At 71.6% G+C, this 26527-nt stretch carries 23 protein-coding genes; 11 read left to right on the top strand and 12 right to left on the bottom strand.

Annotated elements, in window-relative coordinates; all coding sequences use genetic code 11:
- Positions 1-5: 5 nt before the first annotated feature.
- From ACFVDP_RS12345 to ACFVDP_RS12370, 6 genes are read right to left on the bottom strand one after another with little or no spacing between them, the layout of a single operon-like run.
- On the bottom strand, positions 6-908 hold the full coding sequence (locus tag ACFVDP_RS12345; RefSeq protein ID WP_383487455.1) for a phosphogluconate dehydrogenase C-terminal domain-containing protein: 903 nt from the start codon (positions 906-908) through the stop codon (positions 6-8).
- On the bottom strand, positions 866-1666 hold the full coding sequence (locus ACFVDP_RS12350) for a sugar phosphate isomerase/epimerase family protein (protein WP_383487457.1): 801 nt from the start codon (positions 1664-1666) through the stop codon (positions 866-868). Before ACFVDP_RS12350 ends, ACFVDP_RS12345 begins: the two co-directional genes overlap by 43 nt.
- Positions 1666-2436, bottom strand: a complete 771-nt coding sequence (locus ACFVDP_RS12355; RefSeq protein WP_383487459.1) for a triose-phosphate isomerase — start codon at positions 2434-2436, stop codon at positions 1666-1668. The genes ACFVDP_RS12350 and ACFVDP_RS12355 overlap by 1 nt, the downstream gene beginning before the upstream one ends.
- Positions 2436-2909 carry a ribose-5-phosphate isomerase gene (locus tag ACFVDP_RS12360; protein WP_383487462.1) on the bottom strand — a complete coding sequence of 158 codons (474 nt, stop codon included), beginning with the start codon at positions 2907-2909 and terminating at the stop codon, positions 2436-2438. Before ACFVDP_RS12360 ends, ACFVDP_RS12355 begins: the two co-directional genes overlap by 1 nt.
- A gap of 21 nt (positions 2910-2930) precedes the next feature.
- A complete protein-coding gene (locus tag ACFVDP_RS12365) occupies positions 2931-4658 on the bottom strand; it encodes a dihydroxyacetone kinase family protein (protein ID WP_383487465.1) in 1728 nt (575 codons plus the stop codon).
- On the bottom strand, positions 4655-6016 hold the full coding sequence (locus ACFVDP_RS12370) for an MFS transporter (RefSeq protein WP_383487467.1): 1362 nt from the start codon (positions 6014-6016) through the stop codon (positions 4655-4657). Before ACFVDP_RS12370 ends, ACFVDP_RS12365 begins: the two co-directional genes overlap by 4 nt.
- 255 nt (positions 6017-6271) lie before the next feature.
- Here ACFVDP_RS12370 and ACFVDP_RS12375 point away from each other — a divergent pair, with 255 nt between their 5' ends.
- Positions 6272-7033: a FadR/GntR family transcriptional regulator gene (locus ACFVDP_RS12375; RefSeq protein WP_383487470.1), complete on the top strand. Its 762-nt coding sequence runs from the start codon at positions 6272-6274 to the stop codon at positions 7031-7033.
- A gap of 73 nt (positions 7034-7106) precedes the next feature.
- Here the strand turns inward: ACFVDP_RS12375 and ACFVDP_RS12380 are convergent, their stop codons facing one another.
- From ACFVDP_RS12380 to ACFVDP_RS12405, 6 genes are read right to left on the bottom strand one after another with little or no spacing between them, the layout of a single operon-like run.
- Positions 7107-8063, bottom strand: a complete 957-nt coding sequence (locus ACFVDP_RS12380) for a GNAT family N-acetyltransferase (protein ID WP_383487473.1) — start codon at positions 8061-8063, stop codon at positions 7107-7109.
- On the bottom strand, positions 8060-10174 hold the full coding sequence (locus ACFVDP_RS12385; protein WP_383487476.1) for a peptidase C14: 2115 nt from the start codon (positions 10172-10174) through the stop codon (positions 8060-8062). Before ACFVDP_RS12385 ends, ACFVDP_RS12380 begins: the two co-directional genes overlap by 4 nt.
- 14 nt (positions 10175-10188) lie before the next feature.
- Complete coding sequence (locus ACFVDP_RS12390) at positions 10189-11037, bottom strand: SDR family NAD(P)-dependent oxidoreductase (RefSeq protein ID WP_383487479.1); 849 nt, start codon at positions 11035-11037, stop codon at positions 10189-10191.
- Entirely contained in the window at positions 11034-11876 is an 843-nt protein-coding gene (locus ACFVDP_RS12395; RefSeq protein WP_383487482.1) for an amidohydrolase family protein, read from the bottom strand. The genes ACFVDP_RS12390 and ACFVDP_RS12395 overlap by 4 nt, the downstream gene beginning before the upstream one ends.
- Positions 11873-13063, bottom strand: coding sequence for a mandelate racemase/muconate lactonizing enzyme family protein (locus ACFVDP_RS12400; protein ID WP_383487485.1), 1191 nt, complete (start codon positions 13061-13063; stop codon positions 11873-11875). The genes ACFVDP_RS12395 and ACFVDP_RS12400 overlap by 4 nt, the downstream gene beginning before the upstream one ends.
- A complete protein-coding gene (locus ACFVDP_RS12405) occupies positions 13063-14433 on the bottom strand; it encodes an aspartate aminotransferase family protein (RefSeq protein WP_383487487.1) in 1371 nt (456 codons plus the stop codon). Before ACFVDP_RS12405 ends, ACFVDP_RS12400 begins: the two co-directional genes overlap by 1 nt.
- Positions 14434-14653: 220 nt before the next feature.
- On the opposite strand from ACFVDP_RS12405, the gene ACFVDP_RS12410 reads away from it, so the two are divergent.
- The 10 genes from ACFVDP_RS12410 to ACFVDP_RS12455 all read left to right on the top strand — a co-directional run bounded on the left by ACFVDP_RS12410 (position 14654) and on the right by ACFVDP_RS12455 (position 26521).
- Complete coding sequence (locus ACFVDP_RS12410) at positions 14654-15478, top strand: IclR family transcriptional regulator (protein ID WP_383487489.1); 825 nt, start codon at positions 14654-14656, stop codon at positions 15476-15478.
- 368 nt (positions 15479-15846) lie between these two features.
- On the top strand, positions 15847-18003 hold the full coding sequence (locus ACFVDP_RS12415) for a peptidase C14 (RefSeq protein ID WP_383487492.1): 2157 nt from the start codon (positions 15847-15849) through the stop codon (positions 18001-18003).
- 34 nt (positions 18004-18037) lie between these two features.
- Positions 18038-19297 (top strand): Gfo/Idh/MocA family protein, encoded by a 1260-nt coding sequence (locus ACFVDP_RS12420; protein WP_383487494.1) that lies wholly within the window; start codon positions 18038-18040, stop codon positions 19295-19297.
- Positions 19298-19336: 39 nt separating this feature from the next.
- On the top strand, positions 19337-20602 hold the full coding sequence (locus tag ACFVDP_RS12425) for an ABC transporter substrate-binding protein (protein ID WP_383487497.1): 1266 nt from the start codon (positions 19337-19339) through the stop codon (positions 20600-20602).
- Between the two features lie 113 nt (positions 20603-20715).
- Positions 20716-21621, top strand: a complete 906-nt coding sequence (locus tag ACFVDP_RS12430) for a carbohydrate ABC transporter permease (RefSeq protein ID WP_383487500.1) — start codon at positions 20716-20718, stop codon at positions 21619-21621.
- 2 nt (positions 21622-21623) lie between these two features.
- Positions 21624-22550 carry a carbohydrate ABC transporter permease gene (locus ACFVDP_RS12435; protein ID WP_383487503.1) on the top strand — a complete coding sequence of 309 codons (927 nt, stop codon included), beginning with the start codon at positions 21624-21626 and terminating at the stop codon, positions 22548-22550.
- Positions 22551-22558: 8 nt separating this feature from the next.
- Positions 22559-23587: an NAD-dependent epimerase/dehydratase family protein gene (locus tag ACFVDP_RS12440; protein ID WP_383487506.1), complete on the top strand. Its 1029-nt coding sequence runs from the start codon at positions 22559-22561 to the stop codon at positions 23585-23587.
- Positions 23588-23595: 8 nt separating this feature from the next.
- A complete protein-coding gene (locus ACFVDP_RS12445; RefSeq protein WP_383487509.1) occupies positions 23596-24624 on the top strand; it encodes a dihydrodipicolinate synthase family protein in 1029 nt (342 codons plus the stop codon).
- On the top strand, positions 24608-25621 hold the full coding sequence (locus tag ACFVDP_RS12450) for a hydroxyacid dehydrogenase (RefSeq protein ID WP_383487511.1): 1014 nt from the start codon (positions 24608-24610) through the stop codon (positions 25619-25621). Before ACFVDP_RS12445 ends, ACFVDP_RS12450 begins: the two co-directional genes overlap by 17 nt.
- 51 nt (positions 25622-25672) lie before the next feature.
- The gene (locus tag ACFVDP_RS12455; protein ID WP_383487513.1) at positions 25673-26521 is read left to right on the top strand and encodes a fumarylacetoacetate hydrolase family protein; all 849 of its coding nucleotides are present in this window, start codon (positions 25673-25675) and stop codon (positions 26519-26521) included.
- The last annotated feature ends 6 nt before the right edge of the window (positions 26522-26527 follow it).

The following is a 26527-nucleotide window of genomic DNA, read 5'->3' on the forward strand; positions in this document are numbered from 1 at the left end:
GCGGTCTAGCGCTTGATCTCCTTGATCTTCAGCATGCGTGTGATGACCTTGTCGAGCTCGGCGTCGTCAAAGACCTTCTTCCAGTCGTCGCGGACGATCGACTCGCGGCCGTAGTCCATGGCGATGAGGCAGGCGTCGGAGAACGGGTTCGAGCCCTTGAGGGTGTTGGCGAGCGCGACCTGGGTGTGGCCGAGGAGCATCGCGCGGGCCGCCTTCTCGGGGACGCCGACGGTGTGCACGGTCTCGTGCAGGGCCTCGGTGAGCAGCGCGCCGACCATGCAGGCGATGGTCTCGACGAGCGTCGGCTCCAGGACGGCGAGCTGCCTGACGGTGACCCAGTGGACGTCGACCACGGGCGCGTACATGACGCGGATGACGGCGTCGGCGAGCGCCTGCTTCTCCTCGTCGCCGCCCTCGTACGCGGCGACGACCTCCTGCGGGGCGGCGATGCCGCCGAAGGTGTCCTGCCACTCCTCCTTGGTGGTGCGCTCCAGGAAGACGGACGGGTGGCAGGGGTGGGCGCAGGCGTAGTGCACGTCGTCGCGGGCGAAGAGCAGGCCCGCGTAGGCGGCGGCCGGGTCGAGGGTGAGGACGACGGCGCCGGGCTTCATCAGGGGCACCAGCTGCTCGGAAACGGTGCCGAGGACGATGTCGGGGACCGCGAGGATCACGACGTCGGCCTCCTTGGCCGCGGCGTCGGAGTCGGTCAGCTCGCGGCCGAGGGAGCGGATGAGTTCCTGCCCCTTCTCGGAGGCCTCGCTGAAGAGGACCCGGAAGTCGCTCTCGACCAGGTTGTTGGAGACCCGCTGGCCCATCTTGCCGGCGGCCCCGATGACGGCGACGGTCTTGTTCTCGGTGGCCATGGTCATGCGCTCCTCAGGAGGGTGGTGATGCTGGTGTGCGTCCACTGGTGTTCGAGCCGGGCGGTGGCCTCGTAGCCGTCGTCCTGCCACGGGAGCCAGTGCTCCACGATCTGGTTGATGCCGCGCTCGTGCGGCCGGACGGCCGCGATCATCGCGGCGTGGTCCAGGAGGCCGGTGCCCAGCGGACAGCCGGCGTAGGTGAAGCCGACCCAGCCGTCGCGGCGGGTGAAGGCGAAGTCCTTGACGTGGATGTTCACGGTGTGCGCGGCGGTCGCCGCGACGACGTCGGCCGGGCGTTCCAGGCGGGCGACGCTGTTGCCGGGGTCGAGGACGATGCCGAGGTGCGGGTCGTCGACGGCGCGGACGATCGCCATCAGGTCGTCGGTGGCGATCTGCTCGTACGTCTCCAGGCCGAGGGTGACCCCGGCCGCCGCATAGCGCGGGACGCTCTCGCCGAGCAGCGCGGCGGCCTCGTCGACCGATGGCCGCAGGCTCGGCGTGTGCGTCATGGAGCGGACCAGCGTCACGTCCAACTGGGCAGCCATGTCGAGGTATTTGAGCAGGTGCTCGGGGGCGATGCCCCGGGTGCCGAGTTCCAGCGTGAGGCCGAGGTCGCGGGCCGCGTCCTTGACGTCGGCGAGGCGCGCGGCGTCGTAGCTCTCGATGGCCGGGTAGTCGCAGATCTGGAAGACCTGGCCGCCCAGCTCCTTGGTGTCGACGAGCATGTCGAGGAGTGACAGCGGCTTGGGCGCGCGCTCGGAGATCCGCCAGAAGTAGGCGTAGGTGCTGATGCCGTAGGCCATCACGCCACCGCCGCGGGGGACTTCATGGCCTCGATCTCGTCGAGGATCCGGCCGACGGCCGACGGGTCGTGGGCGAAGCGACCCAGGAAGAGTCCGCCGGTGGAGTCGCCGAGGCGGGTGAGCAGGCCGGGGCCCGCGCTGCCGCCGTAGATCACGGTCGAACCGGCGTGCTGCGGGCGGGAGTCGAGCCATTCGCGCAGCGCGCCGCACACGGTCGTGATGTGTTCGGGCGAGGCGGGTTCCGGGGCGCCGATGGCCCACTGCGGCTCGTAGGCGAGGACGACCGTGCCGTGCAGCCCGTACAGGAGGCGGGCGGCCTCGGCGACGGTGCGGCGGGCGGCCTCGGCGGGGTCGACGGGGTCGAGTTCGCCGACGCACAGCACGGGCGTGAGCCGGTTGCGCAGGGCGGCCGCGGTCTTGGCGGCGACGACGGTGTCGCCCTCGCCGTACAGGCGGCGGCGCTCGGCGTGGCCGACCTCGGCGTAGCGGCAGCCGATCTCCCACAGGTAGGAGCCGGAGACCTCGCCCGTGTACGCGCCGGCGTCCTCGGTGGCGATGTCCTGGGCGCCGACGGCGACGGCGCTGCGCGCCAGGATGCCGGCGACGGGCACGATCGCTGGGAAGGCGGGGAGCACGAAGAGGCGGGCGGCGCCGCTGGTGACGGCGGGGTGCTCGTCGGCCAGCTCGACGGTCTTGCGGGCCCAGTTGAGGGTCTCGTGGTGGCCGAAGTACATCTTCAGGCTCACCCCGAGCAGTACGGGGGACGTCATCACGCGGCCTCGGACTCGCTCTCGTAGTCCACCATCAGCTGGACCTTCGCGGCGGACGGCGAGGTCTCGTCGAAGCGGTAGGTGAGCCACTCGGCGGCGAGGCGGCGGGCCAGTTCGAGGCCGACGACGCGCTGGCCGAAGGTCAGCACCTGGGCGTTGTTGGAGAGGACCGCGCGCTCCACGGAGAAGGAGTCGTGGGCGGTGACCGCGCGGATGCCCTTGACCTTGTTCGCGGCGATGGCGACGCCGAGGCCGGTGCCGCAGACGAGCAGCGCGCGGTCGGCCTCGCCGCGGGCGACCAGTTCGGCGGCCGCGATGGCGATCTCGGGGTAGGCGGTGTGCCCGTCGGCGTCCACGCCCACGTCGGTGACGGAGGCGACGAGGCCGATCGCCTCGAAGTCCCGCTTGAGGGCTTCCTTGTACTGGAGTCCGGCGTCGTCGCAGCCGACGACGATCCGCAGCTTGTCGCTCATCTCAGGCTTCCTTGGGGGGAGTTACGGGCGGGTGGTGAGCGCGCCGTGCACGGCGCGGACGATCAGGGCGAGGGAGTGGGCGCCCGCGTCGGGCGTGCCGAGGGACTTCTCGGCGTGCGGGCGGGCGCGGCCCATGCGGGGCAGCAGGTGCGCGGTGTCCCGGGCGGCCTGCTCGGCGGCGGTCGCCGCGGTGTCCCAGGCGGCGGTCAACTCGGCCCCGGAGGAGACCTGTTGACCGAGGGTTTCGGCGAACGGGACGAGGACGTCGACCATGGTCTTGTCGCCGACCTCGGCGCCGCCGGTCTCGCGGACGCCGTCGGACGCCGCGCGGACTCCGTGGGCGACGGTCGCCGGGGTCGGCTGTTCGGTGTCGCCGAGCGCGTCGGCGAGGGAGCGCAGGATGATGCCCCACAGCGCGCCGGAGGTGCCGCCCGCCTTGTCGGCCCAGGCGTCTCCGGCGGCGGTCAGTAGCGAACCGGCGCCCGCGCCTGAGGCCCACGCGTGCTCGGCGGCCGCGTGGGCGGCGGTCGAGCCGCGCTGCATGCCGATGCCGTGGTCGCCGTCACCGGCGACGGCGTCGATGCGGCCGAGCTCGTCGGCGTGTGCGTCGACGGTCTCCTTGAGGCGGCGCAGCGCGTCGAGCGCGGTGGCCGCGGCGGCGCGGGACTCCTCGGTCGCCTCGTAGGACCGCTCGTCCTGGACCATGTCGTCCGGCTCGTCGGCGGCGAGGACGGTCTCGGGGACGGCGCCCTTGCGGAAGGCGGGGGTGTCGGCGGGCGCGGCCCACAGCGCTTCGAGGTCGTCGTCGAGCCAGGTAAGGGTGAGGGAGACGCCGGCCATGTCGAAGCTGGTGACGAGTTCGCCGACCTCGGGGTCGACGATGGTGACCCCGGCCTCGGTGAGCAGTTGGGCCACGCGGCGGTAGACGACGAAGAGTTCCTCGTACTTGACCGAGCCGAGGCCGTTGAGGATGACGGCGGCTCGCTGTCCGCCCGGTGCTGCGACGTCCTCGGGCAGTTCCTTCAGGAGTGCGGAGACGAGGAGTCCGGCGGCCTCGTCGGCGGTGGGCACGGCCTCCTCTCCGATGCCGGGTTCGCCGTGGATGCCGAGGCCGACGGCGGTGCGGCCCTCGGGGACGGTGAACAGGGGGTGGTCGGCGCCGGGCAGGGTGCAGCCGGAGAAGGCGATGCCGAAGGAGCGGGTACGGGCGTTGGCGCGCTCGGCGACGTCCGCGACCTCCTGGAGGGTGCGGCCCTGCTCGGCGGCGGCCGCCGCGGCCTTGAAGACGGGCAGGTCGCCCGCGATGCCGCGGCGCTTGTGGGACTCGGCGGGCGCGGCGCTGGAGATGTCGTCGGTGACGGCGAAGGTGCGGGTGGGTATGCCGTCGGCGGTCAGGCTCCGGGCGGCCTGCCCGAAGTGCAGGACGTCGCCCGCGTAGTTGCCGAAGAGGAGCAGGACGCCGCCGTCGGCCTGGGCGATCCGGGCGACCCCGGCTATCTGCTGGGCGGACGGCGAGGCGAAGACGTTGCCGACGGCGGCGCCGTGGGCGAGGCCCTGGCCGACGAGGCCGGAGAAGGCCGGGTAGTGGCCGGAGCCGCCGCCGATGACGACCGCGACCTGGCCGGGCGTCTTCGCGGTGGCGCGCACCACGCCGCCCCGGACGGGGCGCACCCAGCGGCGGTGGGCGGCGGCGAACCCTTCGAGCGCCTCGTCGGCGAAGGCTGCGGGGTCGTTGTAGAGGCGGGTCATCGCAGGAGGTCCTTCTCGGTGGTGGTGCGCGTGCGGGAGGCGAGCCGGATCATCAGCGCGGCGGAGAGCAGCATCAGGGCGCCCACCAGGTACAGGGGCACGTAGTAGGCGCCGGTCCAGTCCTTGAGCCAGCCGGTGATGTAGCTGGAGGCGAAGCCCGCGACGTTGCCCGCCGTGTTGATCAGGGCGATGCCCGCGGCGGCGGCCGCCCCGGTCAGGAAGCGGGAGGGCAGGGCCCAGAACACCGGCAGGGCGGCGAAGATCGAGCAGGCGGTGACGGTGACGACGGCGACGGTCGCGGTCGGTGAGCCCATGTACAGGGCGAGGGGGATCGAGACGCCGCCGACGATCGCCGGGGCGGCGACGTGCCAGGTGCGGGTGCCGTGCCGGGTGGCGTGGCGGGACCAGAAGAAGAGGACGACGGCGGCGGGCAGGTACGGGATCGCGGTGATCCACGCCTTGTCCATCACGCTGAACGAGGTGTCGTACTGCTCCTGGAAGCCGTTGATGATCGTCGGCAGGAAGAACGCGAGCGCGTACAGGCCGTAGACGAAACCGAAGTAGACGAGCGCGAGGGTCCACACCCGGCTGTTGGTGAAGGCCGTCTTCAGGTCGCCCTTGGCGTGGGCGGACTCGTGGCCGGTCTTGCCGGAGTTCTCGGCCGCGAGTTCGCCGGTGAGCCACTCCTTCTCGTCGGTGGTGAGCCACTTCGCGTCGGCGGGCCGGTCGATCAGGTAGAACCAGGCGATGACGCCCAGCAGGATCGCCGGGATGGACACGAAGAGAAACATCACGCGCCAGCCCTCGAGGTCGAAGAGGCCGTGGCGGCCGATCAGCCAGCCCGCGAGCGGGGCGCCGAAGACCGTGGTCAGCGGCTGCGCGAGGTAGAAGAGGGCGAGGATCTTGGTGCGGTGGCGGCTGGGCACCCACTGGCTGAGGAAGAGGATGGCGCCGGGGAAGAAACCGGCCTCCGCGACACCGAGCAGGAAGCGCAGCGTGTAGAGGCCGCCGCTGCTGTTCACCCAGGTGAACAGGAGCGAGACGATGCCCCAGGTGACCATGATCCGGGCGAGCCAGCGGCGGGCGCCGAAGCGGTGCAGGGCCATGTTGCTCGGGATTTCGAGCACGATGTAGCCGACGAAGAAGATCCCGGAGGCGAAGCCGAACTGGGCGGCGGTCAGCGCCAGGTCGTCGCCCATGCCGTTGGGCTCGGCGAACGACACCGCCGTCCGGTCCAGGTAGTTCACGAAGAACATCAGGGCCACGAAGGGCACGAGACGTATCGAGATCTTCCTGATGGCCGACGTCTCGACGGCTGATCGCGACTCCGGCACGGGTGGCGCGGTGCTGGCAGGCATTGCGGCTCCTCGACTCTCCGGACAACTCTGTCCGGAACGGCGGCACTCTCGGCGCACGGGACACGTCAGTAGCGGCTGACCACACCCGATGGGCCGATCCGGACGTCACGCTATGCCCGATTCTCAAATTGGTCACCAATTTACCAATGTGGTGAGCGTCGCACTTGTCCGTCGTCGTTGAACCCTTGACAAAGGGGGTGGGTCGAGCGCAGAACGCGGGCGGGAGACGGCCTCGGCGGGCGGTCTGGTCTACTGGTGACCGTGACCAGCCAGCCCGCATCCGCCGCCTCCGACTCGCAGCCGGACCTCGCTCAGCTCCTGCGCCCCGTGGTGCGGGAGTCCTCCGTGAGCGAGGTCGCCAAGCGTCTGCTCGACCACCTCTCGGCGGGCAACATCAGGCCGGGCACCCGGCTGCCGGCCGAGCGCCAGCTCGCGGAGGCGCTCGGCGTGGCGCGCTCCAGCGTGCGCGGGGCGCTGTCCGCGCTCGATGTGCTCGGCATCGTCGAGATCCGGCCGGGTTCGGGGTCGTACGTGCGCGAGGGCACCTCGGAGTTCCTACCGCGCGCGATCAACTGGGGCCTGATGCTGGGGCAGCGGCGCACCCAGGACCTGGTCGAGGTGCGCACCTACATGGAGGGGGTCTCGGCGCGGCTCGCCGCCGAGCGGGCCACCGACGAGGACGTGGCCCGCCTGGAGGAGCACCTGCGGCGCATGCGCGAGGCGGGCGGCGACGTCACGGCGTTCGTCGACGCCGACATCGCCTTCCACCTGGAGTGCGCGAACATCGCGCGCAACACGGTGCTGAGCGACATCCTGCACAGCATCCGGGCACTGCTCCAGGTCTGGATGGAGCGCGTCAACGACATCGAGGGCACCGTCACCGGCACCCTCTGCGAGCACGACGCAGTGCTGGAGGCCATCCGGTCCCGCGACCCCGAGGCCGCGGACCGGGCGATGGCCGAGCACATGCGGATGGCGAGCGAGCGGCTCCAGACGTCCATCGGCGACCCCGCCTGAGACACCTGCGCCGCATGTCGGCACCCGCGCATGCGCGGGGAGTCGAGCCTTGCGCGGCCCGGGCCGCGGGCGCTCAGAAGGAGTCGCCGTACCAGTGGGCGGCGCCGGGCGCGTTCAGGGTCCGTTCCACGGTGCGGGCCGGAGTGAGCAGCGGGCGGTACATGCCCGTCGTGTCGGTCCCCCGGATTACGGCGTCGGCCCGCAGCAGCCGGGGCAGGGCGCGCTCGGCGCCGGGCGTGGCCGGGAGCCGGGTGCGGGCGCGGACGGCTCCGGCGGCGTGGGCACGGACGGCCAGGCCCTCGTACAGGACGCCCAGGCGGTCGTCGGTGGCGACGGCCGCCTCCAGCACCTCCGCCGTCCCGTCCACGATGCGGGCGACGAGCCAGCCGTTCAGTCCGCCCGCACCGTCCTCGGTCACCAGCTGGAGCGTGTCGGGGCCGTACCAGGCCGGTACCCGCACCCGCCAGTCGTCGGCCGAGCGCACCGAGCTGAGCGGGCGGTGGGCGTTGTCGGCCGCCTGGAGGCGGGCGAGCGACGCACGGTCGACGGGGCGCGCGTCGCGTACGTCGCCGGGGCCCTCCGGCACGGCGGCCAACGGCCCCTCGGCGTACGGGCGCGCGAACGTCCGCCACCCCGAACTCTCGTAGACGCCGGGGGTGCCGGTGAACAGCAGGGACCAGCCGCAGCCCTCCCTCATCATGGTCGCCGTCGCTTCGGCGAGCAGGGCGCGGACCAGTCCCCTGCCCCGCGCCTCGGGCCGGGTGGCGACGCTGCCGATGCCGCCGATCCGGTGCGGGGCGCCGTGGGCGTCGCGCACGGTGCGCGGTACGTGGACGACGACGGCGTCGAGGGTGCCGTCGTGTCCGGCGGCGACGAACGTGCGGTGGTGGCGGCTGTCGTCGAGGGCGTACAGCGCGGGCAGGTGCGGGGCGTCGCCAAAGCACCGGGACCACAGCGCGTAGAGGGCGGGTTCGTCGGCTGGGGTGGCGGTGCGGATCACCGGAGCGGGGATCGCGGGTGGTGGGGTCACAGGAGGAGGTTTCCGTCGGTGCGGACGTGGTCGCCGTCCTTCGGCAGGGCGCTGCGCGCGGTCCCCCGCTCGACGCAGGCGGTGTGCAGGACGTCGGCGCAGGCCTCGGGTTCCAGGTGGAGGCGGCCGCCGGTGAAGCGGCAGCCGGTGGCGGCGTAGTGGTTGGTGCCGTCGGCGATCCGGACGTGGGCGGTCGCGTCGTCGTCCGTGCTGGAGGCGGCACCGGTGAGCTGCCAGGTGGTGGTGCCGGAGCCGCCGGCGGCCCGGCCGAGGAGGGTCTTCGCCTTGTTGGTGCCGGTGAGGCGGGCGCCGCCGGTGACCTGGAGATCCTGGTCGCGCACGGCGCTCAGCTCGATGCCGGTGTTCGTGAACGTGCCGCCGTCGATGACGAGTTGGGCCGCGCCGACCGAGAGGGGTGCGGCGTCCGGGGCGCCCTCGACGGTGCAGTCGGTGAGGTGGACGGGGCCCGCGCCGCGCAGGACGAGCCCGTCGGCGCCCTTGATCACGCAGCGGACGAAGTGCACGGGCGTGGTCACCGGGGTCTGGACGAGGACCGTGCCCGCGGGCGGGCTGAAGACGCAGTCGCTGATCACGGTGGGCCGGGTGGAGCGGGCCGAACGCTGGGCGACGGCGAACGTCTTCGCGGTGCAGCCGCGCAGTTGCGCGCCGTCGGCGTTGACGGTGAGGGTGCCCGCCTGGTCGAAGGTGGGGCGGGCGATGACGGTGACGTCCTCCAGCGTCAGGTCGGTGATCTTCGTGTTGGCGGTGAACCAGGAGCAGGTGTGCCGGCGCACGGTGATGCGCTTGGCCGAGATCCCCCACTGGGCGCCGGAGTTGGCGATGTCCATCAGGCCGGAGTTGCCGTCGAAGAGGAGGTCGTGCTCGTACTGGCCGTGCGTGGTGAAGGGGTTGCCGCCCGCGTCGTCGCCGTCTCCGTGGCAGTTGACGACGGTGCAATAGGCCGACGCCGTCAGGTCGTTGAGGTGGCGCACATTGCTGGTGGTGCAGTCGGCGACGCGGCCGTAGAGGCAGTAGATCTGCTGGGTGAGATAGCCGGCGCCGCCGTACTCGACCGTCGGCGGGTTCTTCAGGGAGCACTGCTCAGTACGGAACCGGGTGCACCAGCGCCGCATGATCACCGGCCAGAAGGAGCCGGTGGCGTGGATGCCGGACACGTCGCAGTCCACCGCGTACTCGTACGAGACGGGGTGCGAGCCGGTGTACTCGTCGTCGCCCGCGCCCTCGAAGAGCATGTTGCGGACGTGGGTGTCGCGGACGGGTTCGATCCGGGTCCAGGTGAGAGTGCGGCCCTTGGCGAGGGGCCAGCCATTGAGGTAGTTGACGCGAATGTGGGTGCCGTCGACGATCTCGGTGATCTCGACGAGTTTCTGCAGTTCCCGCTCGTCGCGTCCGCCGCCCGCCACCGGGTCGACCTGCACCGCCCACCACTGGCCGACCGCGAAGGCTCCGGAGTCCGGCACGGGGAAGGTGTCGGTCAGTTCGATGACCTCGGCGGGCAGGGCGTAGGTGTGGGTGGTGTCGGTGGGGGTGCCGCGGAAGGCGAGGACGGCGCCGAAGGGGTTGTCGTGGGTGTTGGCCTCGATGCCTTCGGTGAGCATGCGGTGGCCGTGGAAGTCGAGTTCGATGCGGGAGCGGTGCCACAGGTGACGCTTGGTGAAGAGGAGGTCGGTGTGGGCTTCGATGCGGTGGACGGCCGGGTCGTCGACCATGGCGTCGAGGGCTGCGTCGGCGGGGGTTTGGGCGTCGAAGTGGCCGAAGGTGCGGAAGTCGACGATTCCGGTGTGGAGTTGGTGCCAGCGACCGCGGGTGCCCGGCTTGGCGGGGGCGATGACGGTGCCGCCGTTGTGGGCGGTCTTGGAGGTGGCGTCCCAGTGGAGGGCCATGCCGCCGCCGTCACCGGGCTCGCGGTATCCGGCGACGATGACGACCGCCCCGTCCCGCACTCCCTTCACCGTACGCAGCGCGGCGACGGTGTCGACGCACAGGGCATCCTCGCGGGCCGCCGCGTGCGCCGTGCCGGAGGTGGCGGCAAGGACGCCCACCCCGGTCAGTCCGGACAGCAGCAGGGCCCGTCTGCGTGACTCGTCCATCGGGGCGTCACTCCTCAATTGTCAGTGCGTGTCAGGGAGTTGCGGTACGGCGGCATGAACCGCATCCGGGGCATCTGGTCGGCGAGGACACCGCCGTCGACGACGATCCGGGCGCCGGTGACGTACGCGCCCGCGTCGGACGCGAGCAGGAGCAGCGCGCCGACGCAGTCGTCCGGCTGGGCGTAGTGGCCGAGCGGGATGCGCTCGCGGTAGGCCGCCTCGAACGCCTCGCGGTCGAAGGGGAACTCCCCGTCGATCGGCGTCTCGACCATGCCGGGCGCGAGGGTGTTCGCGGTGATGCCGTGCGGGGCCAGCTCCACCGCGTACGTCTCGGTGAGCAGCTGCGCCGCCGCCTTCGACGCGTTGTAGTGGGCCAGGCCCGCCTCCGCGACCAGGGCGTTCTTCGAGGTGATGGTGATGACGCGGCCCCGGACACCGTCCGCGACCATGTGCTCGGTGACGCGCTGGGTGAGGAAGAAGACGGCGTCGACGTTCACCCGCATCACCGCCGCCCAGCTCGCCGGGGTGATCTCGCCGACACGCTCCAGGGCCGCCGTGCCCGCGTTGTTGACGAGGATGTGCAGCGGGCCGCACTCGGCGCGGACGGTGTCGGCGAAGCCGGCCAGCTCCTCGGTGCGGGCCAGGTCCTGGCCGTACGTCCATACGCGGCGGCCCAGTCGCTCGACGGCGGCAGCCGTGGTGGCGATGCCCTCGGCGCCCGGCAGGTCGACGAGGACGAGGTCCGCGCCCGCCTCGGCGAGGCCGACGGCGAAGGCGCGGCCGAGCCCCCGGGCCGCACCGGTCACCAGCGCGGTGCGGCCCGTCAGGTCGAAGCGGTCGACGCCCCGCGCCCCGGCGCTCACGACAGCCCCAGGAGGTCGAGCGAGGGACGCCGGATGATGGCCTCCACCGCGTCGGCGTCGAGCGGCGGCAGGCCGGGGATGCCGGGGATCGCGGCGATCTCCCGCAGCCCCTTCACCGAGTCGTCGACGGTGGTGAAGGGATAGTCGCTGCCGAACAGCAGCTTGTGCAGGACGCCGTAGTCCTGGGCGAGCCGCAGGCTGTGCCAGAGCTGGAACGGCCGGTAGTGCAGGGCGCTGATGTCCGCGTACACGTGCGGGTGCTTGCGGATGACGGCGATGCACTCCCCCTCGAAGGGATGGCCCAAGTGGGCCAGGACCATGCGGAGTTCGGGGTGCCGGATGGCGACCGCGTCCAGGTGGCGCGGCATCGCGTACTCCAGCGGCGCCGCCGACACGAAGGTGGTTCCGGTGTGCACGAGGAGCGGCAGGCCGTGCCGTTCGGCGTACGTGTACAGCTCGTCGTACTCCTCGGCGGCCGGGTCGAAGCCCGCGTACATCGGCATGAGCTTGATGCCGCGCAGGCCCAGTTCCTGATGTCCGTAGCGGAGTTCGTCCTGCCAGCCGGGCTGGGTGGGGTCGAGGGCGAGATAGCCGATGAGGCGGTCGGGGCGCTCGGCGACGTAGGCGGCGACGGCCTTGTCGTCGACCCACAGGCCGCTGCGGCGGGCCTTTCCGCCGACGACGATCGTGCGGGTGTCTGCCGGTGAACTGGCCTCGTACTCCTCCCACTTGACGGTGAGGTCGACCTCGCCCTCGTGGGCGCGGGCGGAGTCGGAGGCGAACGGGTCGGTGAAGTCGTGGCTGTGCCGGAACAGGTGGGAGTGGACGTCGACGATCATGTCCGGTTCCTCTTCTCCCAGCCCTCGGCGAACATGTTCCAGAACCGGTGGGTCGGCGGGTGCTCCTCGAAGACCTCGTCGACGAGTTCGACTCCGAGGCCGGGCGCGGTGGGCAGGTCGATGTGTCCGTCGGCGGCGAGCGGCAGGGTGCCCTTGAGGGCCTGGAAGACGTAGTCCTCCAGGAGGCCGTCGAAGGTCTCCAGGATCTTGAAGTTGGGGATGCCGAGCGCGGCGTGCACCGAAACGGTCGTGCACAGCGGAGAGTTGGAGTTGTGCGGGGCGACGAGCATGCCGTGCGTGTCGGCGATCGCGGCGATCTTGCGGACCTCGGTGAAGCCGCCGGCCATCGACAGGTCGGGCTGGACGATGTCGACGGCCTCGGTCGCGAAGAGCTGCTTGTACTCGTAGCGGTTGTGGAAGTGCTCACCGCCGGAGATCGGGAACGGCGCGCGCTGCCGCAGCTCCGCGTAGCGCTCGATGTGCGTCCAGGGCAGCGGCTCCTCGAACCAGCCGATGTCGTACGGCTCCAGCTCGCGCAGCAGCCGGGACGCGGTCGGCATGGCGAACCGGGCGTGGCCCTCGATGAAGAGGTCGATGTCGGGTCCGACGGCCTCGCGGACGGCGGCGACGAGGTCGACGGAGCGGCGCAGTTCGGCGCGCTCCAGCTCGTGCAGGCCGGGGCCGAAGGGGTCGAACTTCAGGGCGGTGAAGCCCTTTTCGAGGATGGCGCGGGCCTTCGCGGCGAAGACCTCGGGGTCGCGTTCGCCGTTGTACCAGCCGTTGGCGTAGACGCGGACGCGGTCGCGGCAGGCGCCGCCGGTGAGGCGGTAGGCGGGCACGCCGAGGGCCTTGCCCATCAGGTCGTACATGGCCTGGTCGAGGCCGGACAGGGCGATGCCGCCCATGTCGCCGCCGCGCAGGAAGTCGCCCTGGTACAGGCGCAGCCAGACCTCCTCGATGTCGAAGGGGTCGGCGCCGATGAGGTGGCGGCGGGCGAGGGACTCGGTGAGGGCGCAGACCTCCTGGCCCCGGTAGGGGTGGGTGATCTCGCCGATGCCGGACAGGCCCTCGTCGGTGTGCACGCGCACGTAGCCGAAGTCGCGCCAGGCGGTGCCGAGCATCAGGGTCTCGACGCGGGTGATGCGTCCTGCGGGGCCCGCGGGGCGGGTGGTGTTCACGGTGAGCATCAGTTGACCGCCCCGCCCATGGTGGAGGCGTTCTCCAGGTCGCGGGCGCCGCCCTCGGCGAGGACGGCCTTGACGGCGGCCTCGGTGCCCTCGATCAGCCGCTCGACGTCGGCGTCCGTGTGCGCGTAACTGATGTGGCTGCGCTTGAGGTTGAGAGGCAGCTCGAAGAAACCGTGGTCGAGGAGCTTGCGGCGGTAGCCGACGAAGAGCGACGCGTCGTTGGCGAGCAGGTCGTCGTAGGTGCGCGGGGTGTCGGGGCCCGGCATGAAGTACGAGACGAAGACGGAGCCGTGCCCGGTGACGACGGCGGGGACACCCAACCGCTCGTACAGTGCGGCGAGTTCGGTGCGGACCCGGTTGCCGAGGCGGTACACGTGGGCGTGCACCGGCTCCTCGCGCAGCTTGCGCAGGGTGGCGAGGGCGGCGGCGACCACGGAGGGGTGGCCGTTGTAGGTGCCGGCGAAGAAGGCGGGGGCGCCCGGAGTGGTGGAGAAGAGGTCCATCAGGTCGGCGCGGCCGCCGATGGCGCCGACGGGCGCGCCGTTGGCGATGGCCTTGCCGAGGGTGGTCAGGTCCGGGGTGACGCCGCAGATGGACTGCCAGCCGCCGAGGTCGTGCCGGAAGCCGGTGATGACCTCGTCGAAGACGAGCACGCTGCCCGCCTTGGTGGTCTCCTCGCGCAGGGTGGTGAGGAACTCCTGGTGCGGCAGGAGCGCGCCGACGTTGTGCGGGACCGGTTCGACGATGACGGCTGCGATGTCGTGGCCGCGCTCGGCGAAGACGCGGCGCACCGCCTCGCTGTCGTTGAACGGCAGCACGAGGGTCGCGTCGAGGACCTCGGGCAGGATGCCCGTGGAGATCGGGTCGCGGGAGCCGACCTTCTCCGGTGCGGAGATGACGTTGAGGCTCACCGCGTCGTGCCAGCCGTGGTAGCAGCCCTGGAACTTGACGATCAGGCGGCGGCCGGTGGCGGCGCGGGAGACGCGCAGCGCGTGGAACGTGGCCTCGCTGCCGGTCGAGGTGAGCAGCACCTTCTCGACGGACGGGATCAGCTCGACGAGCTGTTCGGCGAGTTCGACCTCGCCCTCGGTGACGCCGACGCCCATGTGCCCGATGCGGGCACCGGCCTCGGCTGCGGCGCGGGCCACGTCGGGGTCGTTGTGGCCGAGCAGCGGCGGGCCGAAGGCGGCGTGGAAGTCGGTGAACTCGCGGCCGTCGGCGGTCCGGAAGCGGGCGCCTCCGGTACCGGTGACGACGAGATCGGTGAGGCCGGGGATGCTGCGCTGGCCGCTGTTCACACCGCCGGGCACGACCGTACGGGCGCGCTCGGCGATCCGGGCTCCGGAGGGGGCGTCCGGGCCTGAACTCATGGGGCTTGCTCCTTGCGTCGAGAGTCGTCGGTGTCAGGGGCCCTGCCCGGCCCGTGCACCCTGGCGCCATCCGCCCGGCAGTCTCCGCAGGAAGTGTTCTCACGCTTTTCAGAACAGCGTTCTGTGGTGCAGAACACGTCTGGAGACTACGACCGGTTCTCAGGCCGGTCAACCCCCTTGAAGCACCATCCAGAACAAGATGTGACTAGACTGTTCGGCCATGACGAACAGTGAGGGCCCAGACTCCCCACCGGCCGAGCCGAAGTACTGGGTCAAGAGCGTCGCCAGAGCCGCCGACATCCTGGAGGTCCTCGCCACCCCCGCGCCCGGACACGGCCTGAGCGTCACGGAGGTCGCGCAGACCTGCGGGATCTCCAAGAGCGCCGCGTTCGGCACCTTGCAGACACTGCGGTCCTACGGTCTCGTGTCCGACGACGGCGAGGGCATGAGCCGGCGCTACCGCCTCGGCATGGGCCTCGCCCGGCTCGGCGACCGGGCGCGCTCGCAGGTGTCGCTGCGCGGTGTCGCCCAGCCGGTGCTGCGCGAGCTGACCGCCGCGACCGGGATGGCCTCGCGGCTCGCCGTGCCCGAGGACGGGCACGCCGTGGTCGTGGACCAGGTCGAGCTGGACCAGCGGGTCCGGCTCGATCTGCGCATGGGACAGCGCGAGCTGCCGCACTGCACCGGGCTCGGCAAGGCGCTGCTCTCCGCGCTGCCCGAGGCCGAGGCCGCGCGGGTGATCGAGCGGTTCGGGCTGCCCCGGCGTACTCCTCGTACGATCACGGACCCCGCCACGTTCCTCGCCCACCTCAAGGACATCGACCGGGTCGGGTACGCGCTCGACGACGAGGAGGACGCCGAGGGGATCATCTGCATCGGGGCGCCTGTGCTCGACGATCACGGGGTGTGTGTCGGGGCGATCAGCATCACGGGGCTGAAGCTCGGGCTTCCTGCCTGGAAGTACCAGGAGTTGGGCGGGCAGGTTCGGGATGCTGCGCGGCGGGTCAGTGGGGCGTTGGGCTGGGTTTTCGAGGGGGGCGCCTAGGCGTCTGCGGGGGCTCGTGGTGGGCGGCTGCGGGTTGTATGTGGCTGGTCGCGCAGTTCCCCGCGCCCCTGACGGGGCCCGATCAGCTGGTCGCGCCCACGCGGCGGAGCCGCATATCGATACAGCCCCGCGCCCCTTACGGGGCTTGACTGGCCGGAACCTTCCGCGTACGTTCCCTGCCAATCAGCCGGTTGGTTTCCCGTCACCGGCGCTTCACCTCGATCGATTCGTATCCCGGTACCTGCCCAAGTCGCCGGGAAGCGCCCTGAGTCGTCTCAGGGACGGTCGCTTTCAGCCATCCGCCGCTACGGCAGCCCCCGCAGGAACGCTCCCCTCCCTTCGGCACTTCTCGGAAGGCGAAGTCCGCCATGAGCGTTCCGCAGCACCCGAGCACGACCACGAGAACCGACCGCCGCGCCCTGTTGCGCGCCTCCGGGCTCGCCGGCCTCGCCGTCGTCGGCACCGTCGCGGCCACCGGCACCGCGCAGGCCGCGTCGTCCCAGGACGATGTCGGCCACGTCGACACCGTCGCCGCTCTGCGTACGGTGAAGGGAGTGCGGGACGGGGCGGTCGTCATCGTCGCCGGATACCGCGAGCCCGGTGACGGCGGCGGCATGGCCGTCCACTGGGACGCCACCTCCAAGGCCGCCCACAACGGCGGCACCGTCATCGCCCCCGCCAAAACGACCGCGCGGGGCCGCTGGCGCCAACTCCACACCGGCATCGTCGACTTCCGCACCTTCGGCCACTTCGACGCCGAAACCCCCGCCGACGCAGCCCTCGACGCCATGGTCGACGACCCCGCCGTCCACCGCATCGAAGCCCACACCGACCTCCTCTTCACCCAACGCCACCTGTGGCACCGCTCCCGCATCGAACTCGACTTCCACGGCCACCGCATGCTCACCGAAGGCATCGAGGCCAACACCCACGACAACCCCTTCGGCGCCGTCCTCGCCTTCCGCGGCACCCCCACCGACACCACCCACACCCACAAGCTGGGCGCGGCGATGCCGGACCTCTCCGACCTGTTCGAGGTCGGCGACTCGGGTGAGTTCAAGGTCGGGCAGTGGTGGGCCGTCGAGGTGGACGCCCTGTCGGGGAAGTACGAGAAGGAGATCCAGCGGCTCGTCCAGGTCACCGATGTCGTCGACGGCACGCACATCCGGGTCAACTACCAGATCGGCTGGGACCTCGCGGCGGGCCGCACCCTCACCTGGACGCGGGTCGAGCCGGTCGACGGCGCCCATGTGCGCAACCTCGTCTTCGAGGGCGCCGGTGACGACGAACTCACCGGCTCGCACCCCGTCTCGTACGAGTACGCCGTCCGTTGCGACGTCTCCGGCATCGAGGCGACCGGCACGTTCTGGCCCGTGGTGATGCGCCGCTGGTGCACGTTCTTCCGCACCGAGCAGTGCTCGCTGGCCAACCCGAAGTCCGTGACGTACGGCGGCGCCGGGTATCTGACCCAGCAGATCTACTGTCTGTACGGGCACGTCGAGGACTGTCACACCTCCAACGCCCGGCACCTGAACGACTTCACGGCCTCCGCCTACTGCTATGTGACGAACTGTCACGGCGACGGCGACGACCAAGGGCCGTTCGTCACCCACGGCCAGTTCGAGCACGACCTCGTGTACACGGGCAACTCGGGGCTGATGACCTTCGCCAACTCCGGTGCGGCCTGGGGCGGCGCGGCCAAGCGGATCACGGTGCGACGGCACGCCTGCTCGTGGTTCGTGGCCCGCGTCAAGGTCACCGACCTCACCCTGGAGGACGTCACCGTCATCGGGAAGCCGTCCCTCGACGGCTCCGGCATGCTGTGGGTGAACGCCGACGGCATCCAGATGCGGGGCTGCACCGCGAGCGGACCGCTCATCGTGTCGCAGGCGTCGTCGCTGTCGGAGCGGCCCAATGTGATCGCCGATTCGAGCTTCTCGTTCGCGTCCGGCGCCGAGATCACCAAGGCGGACGTCTCCGCGCCGCTCACCCTGCGCGGCGTCACCCTCGGCGGAGTCGGCGGCGCCGTCTTCAACGGGACCGGCCCGCTGACTCTCGACGGCTGCGCGCTCACCGGCGCGGCGGACGCGGCAGCGGTCTCGTACGCGCACCGCGAGCTGACCCTCCACGGCGGTGAACTCAAGGACAGCGGCGTGAAGTTGACCGGCGTCAAGGACCAGCGGCTGCGGGCCGACGGGCTGCGCGTCGGCGGCGGCACGAAGGACGACGCCCTTCTCACCCGGGCCGGCGGCGCCGCACGCACCGTCACCTGGGAGCTGTCCGGCGTCACCTCCGACGCCGCCGACGCGAGGACCGCGCACCTGCTCGTCACCGAGGGCGTCAACCGCTACCGGGCCACCGGCTGCACCTTCACCGGCGGACGGCTCGACCTGCGGGCCGCCGCGTTCGCCGGGGACGACAGCCATCTGCTGCACACCGCTTGCGTCGAGGACGGCGTCGAACGCGCCGCCCTGCCCGACGAGGGCGCGCGCGTCGCCCACACCGCGGGCACCGTCCGCTACTGACACCCCGCCACACCGACACCTCCAGGGAACCCCTGTGTCCACGCACACCCCGATCACCGGCCGCCCGGTCCGCGTCGCCCTCGTCGGCGCGGGCAACCGCGGTCTCACCTACGCCGAGTGGATCAAGCAGCACCCCGAGCGGGCCGTGCTGGTCGCCGTCGCCGATCCGCGGCCCGCCGCGCGCGCCGCGTCCGGCGCGCCCGTGCAGTACGAGGACTGGCGGCCGCTCGCCGAGGAGCGGATCGCGGACGCGGTGATCGTCGCCACCCAGGACCGCGACCACGTCGAGCCGGTCCTCGCGCTGGCCCGCGCCGGGTACGCGATCCTCGCCGAGAAGCCCCTCGCGCCGACCGAGGACGACACCCGCACCCTCGTCGAGGGGGTGCGGGAGGCCGGCGTCATGTTCGCCGTGTGCCACGTCATGCGGTACATGCCGTACACGGACCTGGTGAAGGAGGTCGTCGACTCAGGGGTGCTCGGGCAACTGGTGTCGATCGACCACCTGGAGCCCGTCGGCTGGTGGCACTACGCGCACAGTTACGTCCGCGGGCCGTGGAGCAGCGAGAAGGACTCGTCGCCGATGCTGCTCGCCAAGTCCTGCCACGACCTGGACTGGATCTCGTACGTGATGGGCGGCGCGCGGATCGAGCAGGTCGCGAGCTTCGGCGGGCTGCGGCACTTCACACCCGAGAACGCCCCGGAGGGCTCCGCCGAGCGGTGCCTCGACTGCGCGATCGAGCACCAATGCCCGTACAGCGCCATGAAGTTGTATCTGCCGACGCTGCGCGAGCAGGGTCCGGTGTGGCCGGTCACGCATGTCACGGAGGCCACCGACGAGGCCGGGCTGCTCACCGCGCTGCGCGAGGGCCCGTACGGGGTGTGCGTCTACCGCTCCGACAACGACGTGGTCGACCACCAGGTCCTCGCCATGCAGTTGTCGGGCGGGGTGACCGCCACGTTCCAGATGGTGGCGTTCACCGAGCAGACGCACCGGCAGACCCGGATCTTCGGCTCGCACGGCTGGCTGCGCGGCGACGGCGAGCGGGTCACCGTGCAGGACTTCCGCACCGGCGACACCGTCGTGCACGAGCTCGGGGCCAGCGGGTCGAACGCGGCCGACGGGCACGGCGGCGGCGACACCGCGCTGGTCGAGGCGTTCGTGCGGGCCCTCGCGACCGGCGACCCGGCCGCCGTGCGCTCGGGGACGACGGCGTCCCTCGGCAGCCACCTCGCGGCGTTCGCCGCGGAACGGGCCCGGCACACCGGCACGGTGCAGACCGTCCCCGTCCACTGACTTCTCCCACTCCTTTCCACGTCCCTGGAGGCGACCCTCATGTCCCTTACCACGCACCGGAGTTCAAGACTGCGCGCGGCCACCGCGCCCGCCCTCGCCACCGTCCTCGCCGTGAGCGCCCTCGCCGGGTGCGGCGGCTCGGGCAGCGGTTCCGACAGCAAGTCCGTCACCATGTGGACGTACCCCGTGATCTTCGACGAGGCGAAGAACAAGGCGTACTGGGACGGTCTGGTCTCCGCGTTCGAGAAGAAGCACGGGGGCGTCACCGTCAAGGTGGAGACGTTCCCGTGGGCCAACCGCGACACCCAGCTGGCCACGGCCATCGCCTCCGGCAAGGGTCCCGACGTCGTCTACCTGATCCCGGACCAGCTGCCCAAGTACGCCAAGAACATCGTGCCCGCCGACGACTACATGCCGGCCGACGCGAAGAAGGACTACACCGACTTCGCCCTGGAGTCGGTCACCGTCGACGGCAAGGCCCTCGGCACGCCCGTGCTCACCAGCGCCAACCCGCTGATCTGCGACAAGCGGGTCTTCAAGGCGATCGGCGAGACGTCGTACCCGACGACGTGGGCCGAACTGGATTCGCTGGCGCCGAAGTTGAAGAATAAGGGCTACTACGCGACCAGCTACAGCGGCGACACGCAGCAGACCCTCAACATGACGTTCTACCCGCTGCTGTGGCAGGCGGGCGGCGACGTGTTCGCGCAGGACGGGAAGACGACGACGTTCAACAGCACGGCGGGTGTGAAGGCGCTGACGTATCTGAAGAAGCTCGTCGACGGCGGCTACACCGACAAGGACCTGGTGACGACGACGCCGAAGCTGGAGCAGACGCCGGTCGCCAAGGGCAAGGTCGCCTGTACGTGGCAGAACACCCCGGCGGACGTCGAGCCGTTCTGGGGCAAGGAGAACATCGTCGTCCAGCCGCCCCTCAAGGACGCGAAGTCGGTCGGGTACGGGACGGTCGGCGCGCTGTCGATGCTCAAGGGCGCGAACACGAAGCTGGCCGGTGACTGGATTAGCTTCGTCGCCGAGCCGAAGAACGCGGCCGGCCTGGAGAAGGGCGCGGGCTACTTCCCGGCGCGCGAGTCGGCCGGTGACCTGTACCCGGGCGACGCGCTCCAGAAGGCCGTCGGCGACACCCTGCCGACCATGACGGCCGGTCCGCTCCAGGACAAGGCGCGCGAGGTGATGGGGGTCCTCGCGCCCGAGATCCAGGCGGCGCTGCTCGGCAAGAAGTCCCCGAAGGACGCGCTGGACGCGGCGGCGAAGGCTGCCGACGCGATGGCCGCGCGCGGCTGAAGCGTCCGTCCCGTTCCGCCCGTCGTGTTCGGGGGCTCCGCCCCCGGACCCCCGCGTCCCTTGGCCTCAAACGCCGGCCGGGCTGGTCAGTCCCCCATCCGAAGGAGTCTCCCGTGACGGTAGTCGCGGACCACACCCGCCGAACCAAGCGGAGCGGCCCCCAGGCGCGCCGCGAAGCCCGGATCGGCCTGCTGTTCGTCCTTCCCTGTTTCCTTCTCTTCCTCGCCTTCCGGTTCGGTCCGGGTGTCGCCGGTGTGCTGATGAGCTTCACCGACTACACCCTGACCGGCGGCGGAAAGTTCATCGGCGTCGACAACTTCACGCGCCTGTGGGCCGATCCGCTGTTCTGGAAGTCCCTCAAGGTCACCGTCCTGTACACGGTGCTCGCCGTGCCGGGCACGCTGGTCGCGTCGGTGGCGCTCGCGCTGCTGACGCGGCGGGCGTTCCGCGGCTCGAAGGTGTTCCGTTCGGTGTTCTTCCTGCCGGTCGTCACCTCGCTGGTGCTGGCCGCCACCGTCTTCGTGTGGATCTTCTCGACGGGCGGCCCGTGGGCGACGTTCGTCAGCTGGTTCGGCATGTCCGACGAGTCGTGGCTGTCGTCGGACACGCTGGTCGTGCCGGCGCTCGCCGTCGTCGGGATCTGGTCCCGCTTCGGTTACGGGATGCTGATCCTGCTGGCCCGCATGCAGGACATCCCCCGGGAGCTGGAGGAGGCCGCGCTGACCGACGGCGCGGGCCCCTGGCAGCGTTTCCGGCACATCGTGCTGCCGCAGCTGCGGCCCGCGCTGTTCTTCCTCGCCGTCATCGAGACGACGGCGTCGTTCCAGGTGTTCGACGCCGTGTACACGATGACCGGCGGCGGCCCCGCCAACGCCAGCTACACCCTCGTGTTCCAGCTGTACGACGCGGGCTTCAAGTACTTCGACCTGGGCTACGCCTCCGCGATCGGGGTCGCCCTGTTCGTGCTGACGCTCGCCGTCGCCGTCGTCCAGCGGCTCGTGATCGGGAAGGACCAGTGACCATGACCGCACCCCCCGTGGAGAAGACCCCGGTGCCCGCGCCCGAGGCGCCCGTACGGCCGTCGCGGCGGCTGCGCAAGGAGGCCGAGCGGGACTTCGTACCGGCCGGTCTGCGCGGCACGCTCGGCGGCCGGATCGTGCGGGGCGTGCTGCTCACGGTCGCCGCGCTCGCCACGATCTTCCCGTTCTACGCGATGGTCGTGCTGTCCCTGAAGCCGTCCGCCGCGGTCGAGTTCCCCGGCAGTCTGCTGCCGTGGCCGCTGACCGGCGAGGCGTACGACTCGGTGCTCGGCTCGCAGGACGTGCCGCGCTGGCTGCTGAACACGCTGGTGTACTCCGTCGTCTCCGTCGTCGGCGTGCTGCTGCTCGCCTCCCTGGCGGGATACGCGTTCGCCAAGAAGCGCTTCCCGGGGCGCGAGGCGATGTTCTGGTCGTTCCTGTCGATGGTGATGGTCCCGTACCACGTCACGATGATCCCGACCTTCGCGATGATCGCGAAGCTGGGCGGCGTCGACACGTACTGGGGACTGATCGTGCCGACCCTCGCGAACGCCCAGGCGGTGTTCCTGATGCGGCAGTTCATCCAGGGGCTGCCCGACGAGCTGTTCGAGGCGGCGCGGCTCGACGGGTGCAGCGAGTGGCAGGTATTCCGCCGGATCGTGCTGCCGCTGCTGAAGCCGATCCTCGCCACGCTCGGCGTGTTCGTCTTCCTGTGGCACTGGAACGACTTCCTGTGGCCGCTCGTCATCGGCCAGTCCACCGACATGCGCACGCTCACCGTCGGCATCGCCTCGCTCCAGCAGCAGAACGTGCCGCTGAACGTCGTCCTGTCGGGTTCAGTCATCGCGTTCGTGCCCATCTTCGCCGCGTACCTGGTGGGCCAGCGCTACTTCACCGAGGGCGTCACGGCGTCCGGGATCAAGGGTTGAGTTCCACGATGTTCACTGATGAGGCGGCGCTGGAAGAGCGCCTGGCCACCCCCTCCCCCGCGCTCGTCGCGGACCTCGCCGGGCTCGACGGCGATCTGCTGGTGCTCGGCTCGGGCGGCAAGATGGGCCCGAGCCTGTGCCGGCTCGCGCGCCGCGCACTGGACGCGGCGGGCCGGACCGACGTCGTCGTGCACGCGGTGTCGCGCTGGTCGGACCCGGCGGCGGCGCGGGCCCTGGAGGCCGACGGCGTGCGCACGGTCGCCTTCGACCTGATGGACCCGCAGGCCGACCTCGGCACGCTGCCCGACGCGGGCAACATCGTCTTCATGGTGGGCGCCAAGTTCGGCTCCGCCGGGGCGCCTTCGCAGGCCTGGGCGGTGAACGCGGCGATGCCCGACCGTGTCGCGCGCCGCTGGCCGACGGCCCGGATCGCCGCGTTCTCCACCGGCAACGTGTATCCGCTGGTGCCGGTCGGCTCGGGCGGCTGCACCGAGGACGACCCGGTCGGCCCGGTCGGCGAGTACGCCATGTCGTGCCTGGGCCGCGAGCGGATCTTCGGGCACGCCGCCCTCACCCGGGGCACGCCGGTCGCCCTGATCCGCCTCAACTACGCCGTGGACCTGCGCTACGGAGTCCTCGCCGACATCGCCTCCCGGGTCCAGGCGGGCGAGCCGGTGGACGTGACGACCGGGCACGCCAACGTGGTCTGGCAGGGGTACGCCAATGAGGTCGCCCTGCGCTCGCTGAAGCACGCGACGGACGGCGACGGGTTCACGGTGAACCTGACCGGCCCGGAGACGGCGTCGGTGCGGCGGCTCGCGCACTGGTTCGGCGCGGAGTTCGGCACGGAGCCGTCCTTCGCGGGCACCGAGTCGCCGACGGCACTGCTGTCCGACGCCGCCCGCTGCCACGCCCTGTTCGGCTATCCGGACGTGCCGCTGCGCACGCTGGTGGGCTGGCAGGCCGACTGGCTGCGCCGGGGCCTGCCGCTGTCCGGCAAGCCCACCAAGTTCCAGGTCCGCGACGGAAGGTTCTGAACCGCACCATGACCGCGCTCGAAGTGCTCTCCCGGGGCACCGTCATCCCCGCCCACCCCCTCGCCCTCGACGCCGACCGCAGGCTCGACGAACGACGCCAGCGGGCGCTGACCCGCTACTACCTGGCGTCCGGCGCGGGCGGTGTCGCGGTGGCCGTCCACACCACCCAGTTCGACATCCGCGAGCCGCAGGTGGGTCTGCTGAAGCCGGTCCTCGAACTGGCCGCCGAGACCGTGCGGGCCGAGGCGGGCCGCCCCTTCGTGAAGGTCGCGGGCGCCTGCGGGTACACGGCGCAGGCCGTCGCCGAGGCCGAACTCGCGGCGTCGCTCGGCTACGACGCTGTCCTGCTGAGCCCCGCTGTGCCGGGCGCCGACGAGAAGGGCCTCCTGGAGCGGGCGCGGGCGGTCGGCGAGGTGCTGCCGGTCATCGGCTTCTACCTCCAGGAGGCCGTCGGCGGGCGGTACCTGTCGCCGTCGTTCTGGTCGGCGTTCGCCGATCTGCCGGCCACGGCTGCCGTGAAGATCGCGCCCTTCGACCGGTACCGGACGGCCGACGTCATCCGGGCGGTGGGCGCCGCCGACCGCGCGGCCGAGGTGGCGCTGTACACCGGCAACGACGACGACATCATCGGTGACCTGCTCACCCCGTACGACACGGCGGGCGGGCGGCGCTGGTTCGCGGGCGGACTGCTCGGGCAGTGGGCGGTGTGGACCCGGTCGGCGGCGACGCTCCTGGAGGACGTGCGGGCGGCGCGGGCCGGCGACCACGAGGCGCTGCTGCGCTGTCTGACCCGGCGCCCCGAGCTGACGGACGCCAACCAGGCCGTCTTCGACGTGCGCGGCGCGTTCCGCGGCTGCATCGCCGGAGTCCACGAAGTGCTGCGCCGTCAGGGCCTGTTGGCGGGCACCTGGTGTCTGGACCCGGATGAGACCCTGTCGCCGGGGCAGGCCGACGAGCTGACCCGGGTGGCGGCCGCGTACCCGTGGCTGACGGACGACGCCTTCGTGAAGGAGAACCTGGATGACTGGCTCCGCTGAGCGGCCGAAGGTCGTGGTCAGCGTCCCGCCGGGCCGGCGGGAGGAGTTCTTCACCGCCGAGACCTGGCGGCGCCTCGACGCGGCGGCCGACCTGGCCGTCCTCGACGCGCACACCGACCGGGCGGCCCTGGTTGCGGCCCTGCCGGGCGCCCGCGCGCTGATCAGCTCCTGGGGCACGCCACAGATGGACGCCGAACTTCTCTCCCGTGCGCCCGAGTTGGAGCTGGTCGCGCACACCGGTTCGGCCGTCGCCCCGTACGTCACCGAAGAGGTGTTCCGGCGCGGGATGCGGGTCACGCAGGCCGGGGACGAGATGGCGCGGCCCGTCGCCGAGGTCGCCCTCGCGTTCACGCTCGCCCTGCTGCACCGCACGCACCGCTTCGACCACGCGCTGCGCACCGGTGCCTCGTGGGAGGCTGCGGGGCAGGCGCCGCCCCGGCACGAGATCCACGGGAGCGCGATCGGGGTGATCGGCGCGTCCCGCACGGGCCGGGCCTACATCACGCTCGCCCAGGCGCTGGGCGCGCGCGTCTCGGTCACGGACCCGTATCTGACGCCGTCCGAGGCGGATCGGATCGGCGTTCAACTCCTGCCGCTGGACGAGCTGTTGAGGAGCAGCAGGATCGCCGCCGTGCACGCTCCGGCGACCGAGGAGACCCGGCGGCTGCTCGACGCGGAGCGGCTCGCCCTGCTGCCCGACGGGGCCGGTCTGGTGAACACAGCCCGCTCCTGGCTCGTCGACGAGTCCGCGCTCGCCGCCGAGCTGGGCACCGGCCGGATCGACGCCGCCGTCGACGTCTTCGACGCGGAGCCGCTGCCCGTCGGCCATCCCTTCCGCGCCCTGCCGAACGTCCTCCTCACCCCGCACACCGCCGCGGGCACCGTGGAGTGCCGGCAGCGGCTCGGCGCGAGCGCCGTGACCGAGGTGCTGCGCCTGCTCGACGGGCTGCCCGCCCTGACGGCGGTGGGCGTGGAGGCACTGGCACGGCTGCACTGATCCACCCGTAACACCCCCGTAGAACACAACGAGTTGGAGAACACACCCCTCATGCGTCTCATGCGTGTCGGCGAGCCGGGCCGCGAACGACCCGTTCTCGCCGCCCCCGACGGCCGCCACCACGACCTGTCGTCCGTGACGGCCGACATCGACGGCACGTTCCTCGCGGCGCTCGCCGAGAATCCCGGACTCGTGCCGCCGACGGCGGAGCTGCCCGAGGTCGACATCACCGGACAGCGTGTGGGCCCGCCCGTGGCCCGGCCGTCGGCGGTGCTGTGCATCGGCCAGAACTACGCGGCCCATGCCGCCGAGTCGGGCGCGCTCCCGCCCGAGCAGCCGATCCTCTTCTACAAGTCGCCGAACACGGTCGTCGGCCCGTACGACGACGTGCTGATCCCGCGCGGCGGGGAGAAGACCGACTGGGAGGTCGAGCTGGCCGTCGTCATCGGCCGCCGTGCCGCCTATCTCGACTCACCGCAGGAGGCGCTGGCACACGTCGCCGGGTACGCGGTCAGCAACGACGTCTCCGAGCGGGCCTTCCAGCTGGAGGTGTCGGGCGGCCAGTGGTCCAAGGGCAAGAGCTGCGCCACGTTCAACCCGCTCGGCCCGGTCCTGGTGACGGCGGACGAGGCGGGCGACCCGCAGGGGCTGCGGCTGCGGTCGTGGGTCAACGGCGACGCGCGGCAGGACTCGGTGACCGCCGACATGATCTTCTCGGTCGGCGAGATCGTGCATCACCTGTCGCAGTACCTGGTCCTGGAGCCGGGCGACGTCATCAACACCGGCACGCCGGAAGGTGTGGCGCTGTCGGGCCGGTTCCCCTATCTCCGGGACGGCGACGTGATGGAGATGGAGATCGCCGGGCTCGGCCGGCAGCGTTCGCTCTGCCGGCCGGCCTGAGAGAGC

The sequence above is a fragment of the Streptomyces sp. NPDC057694 genome (genome assembly GCF_042799415.1).
In the GTDB taxonomy this organism is placed as follows: Bacteria; Actinomycetota; Actinomycetes; order Streptomycetales; family Streptomycetaceae; genus Streptomyces.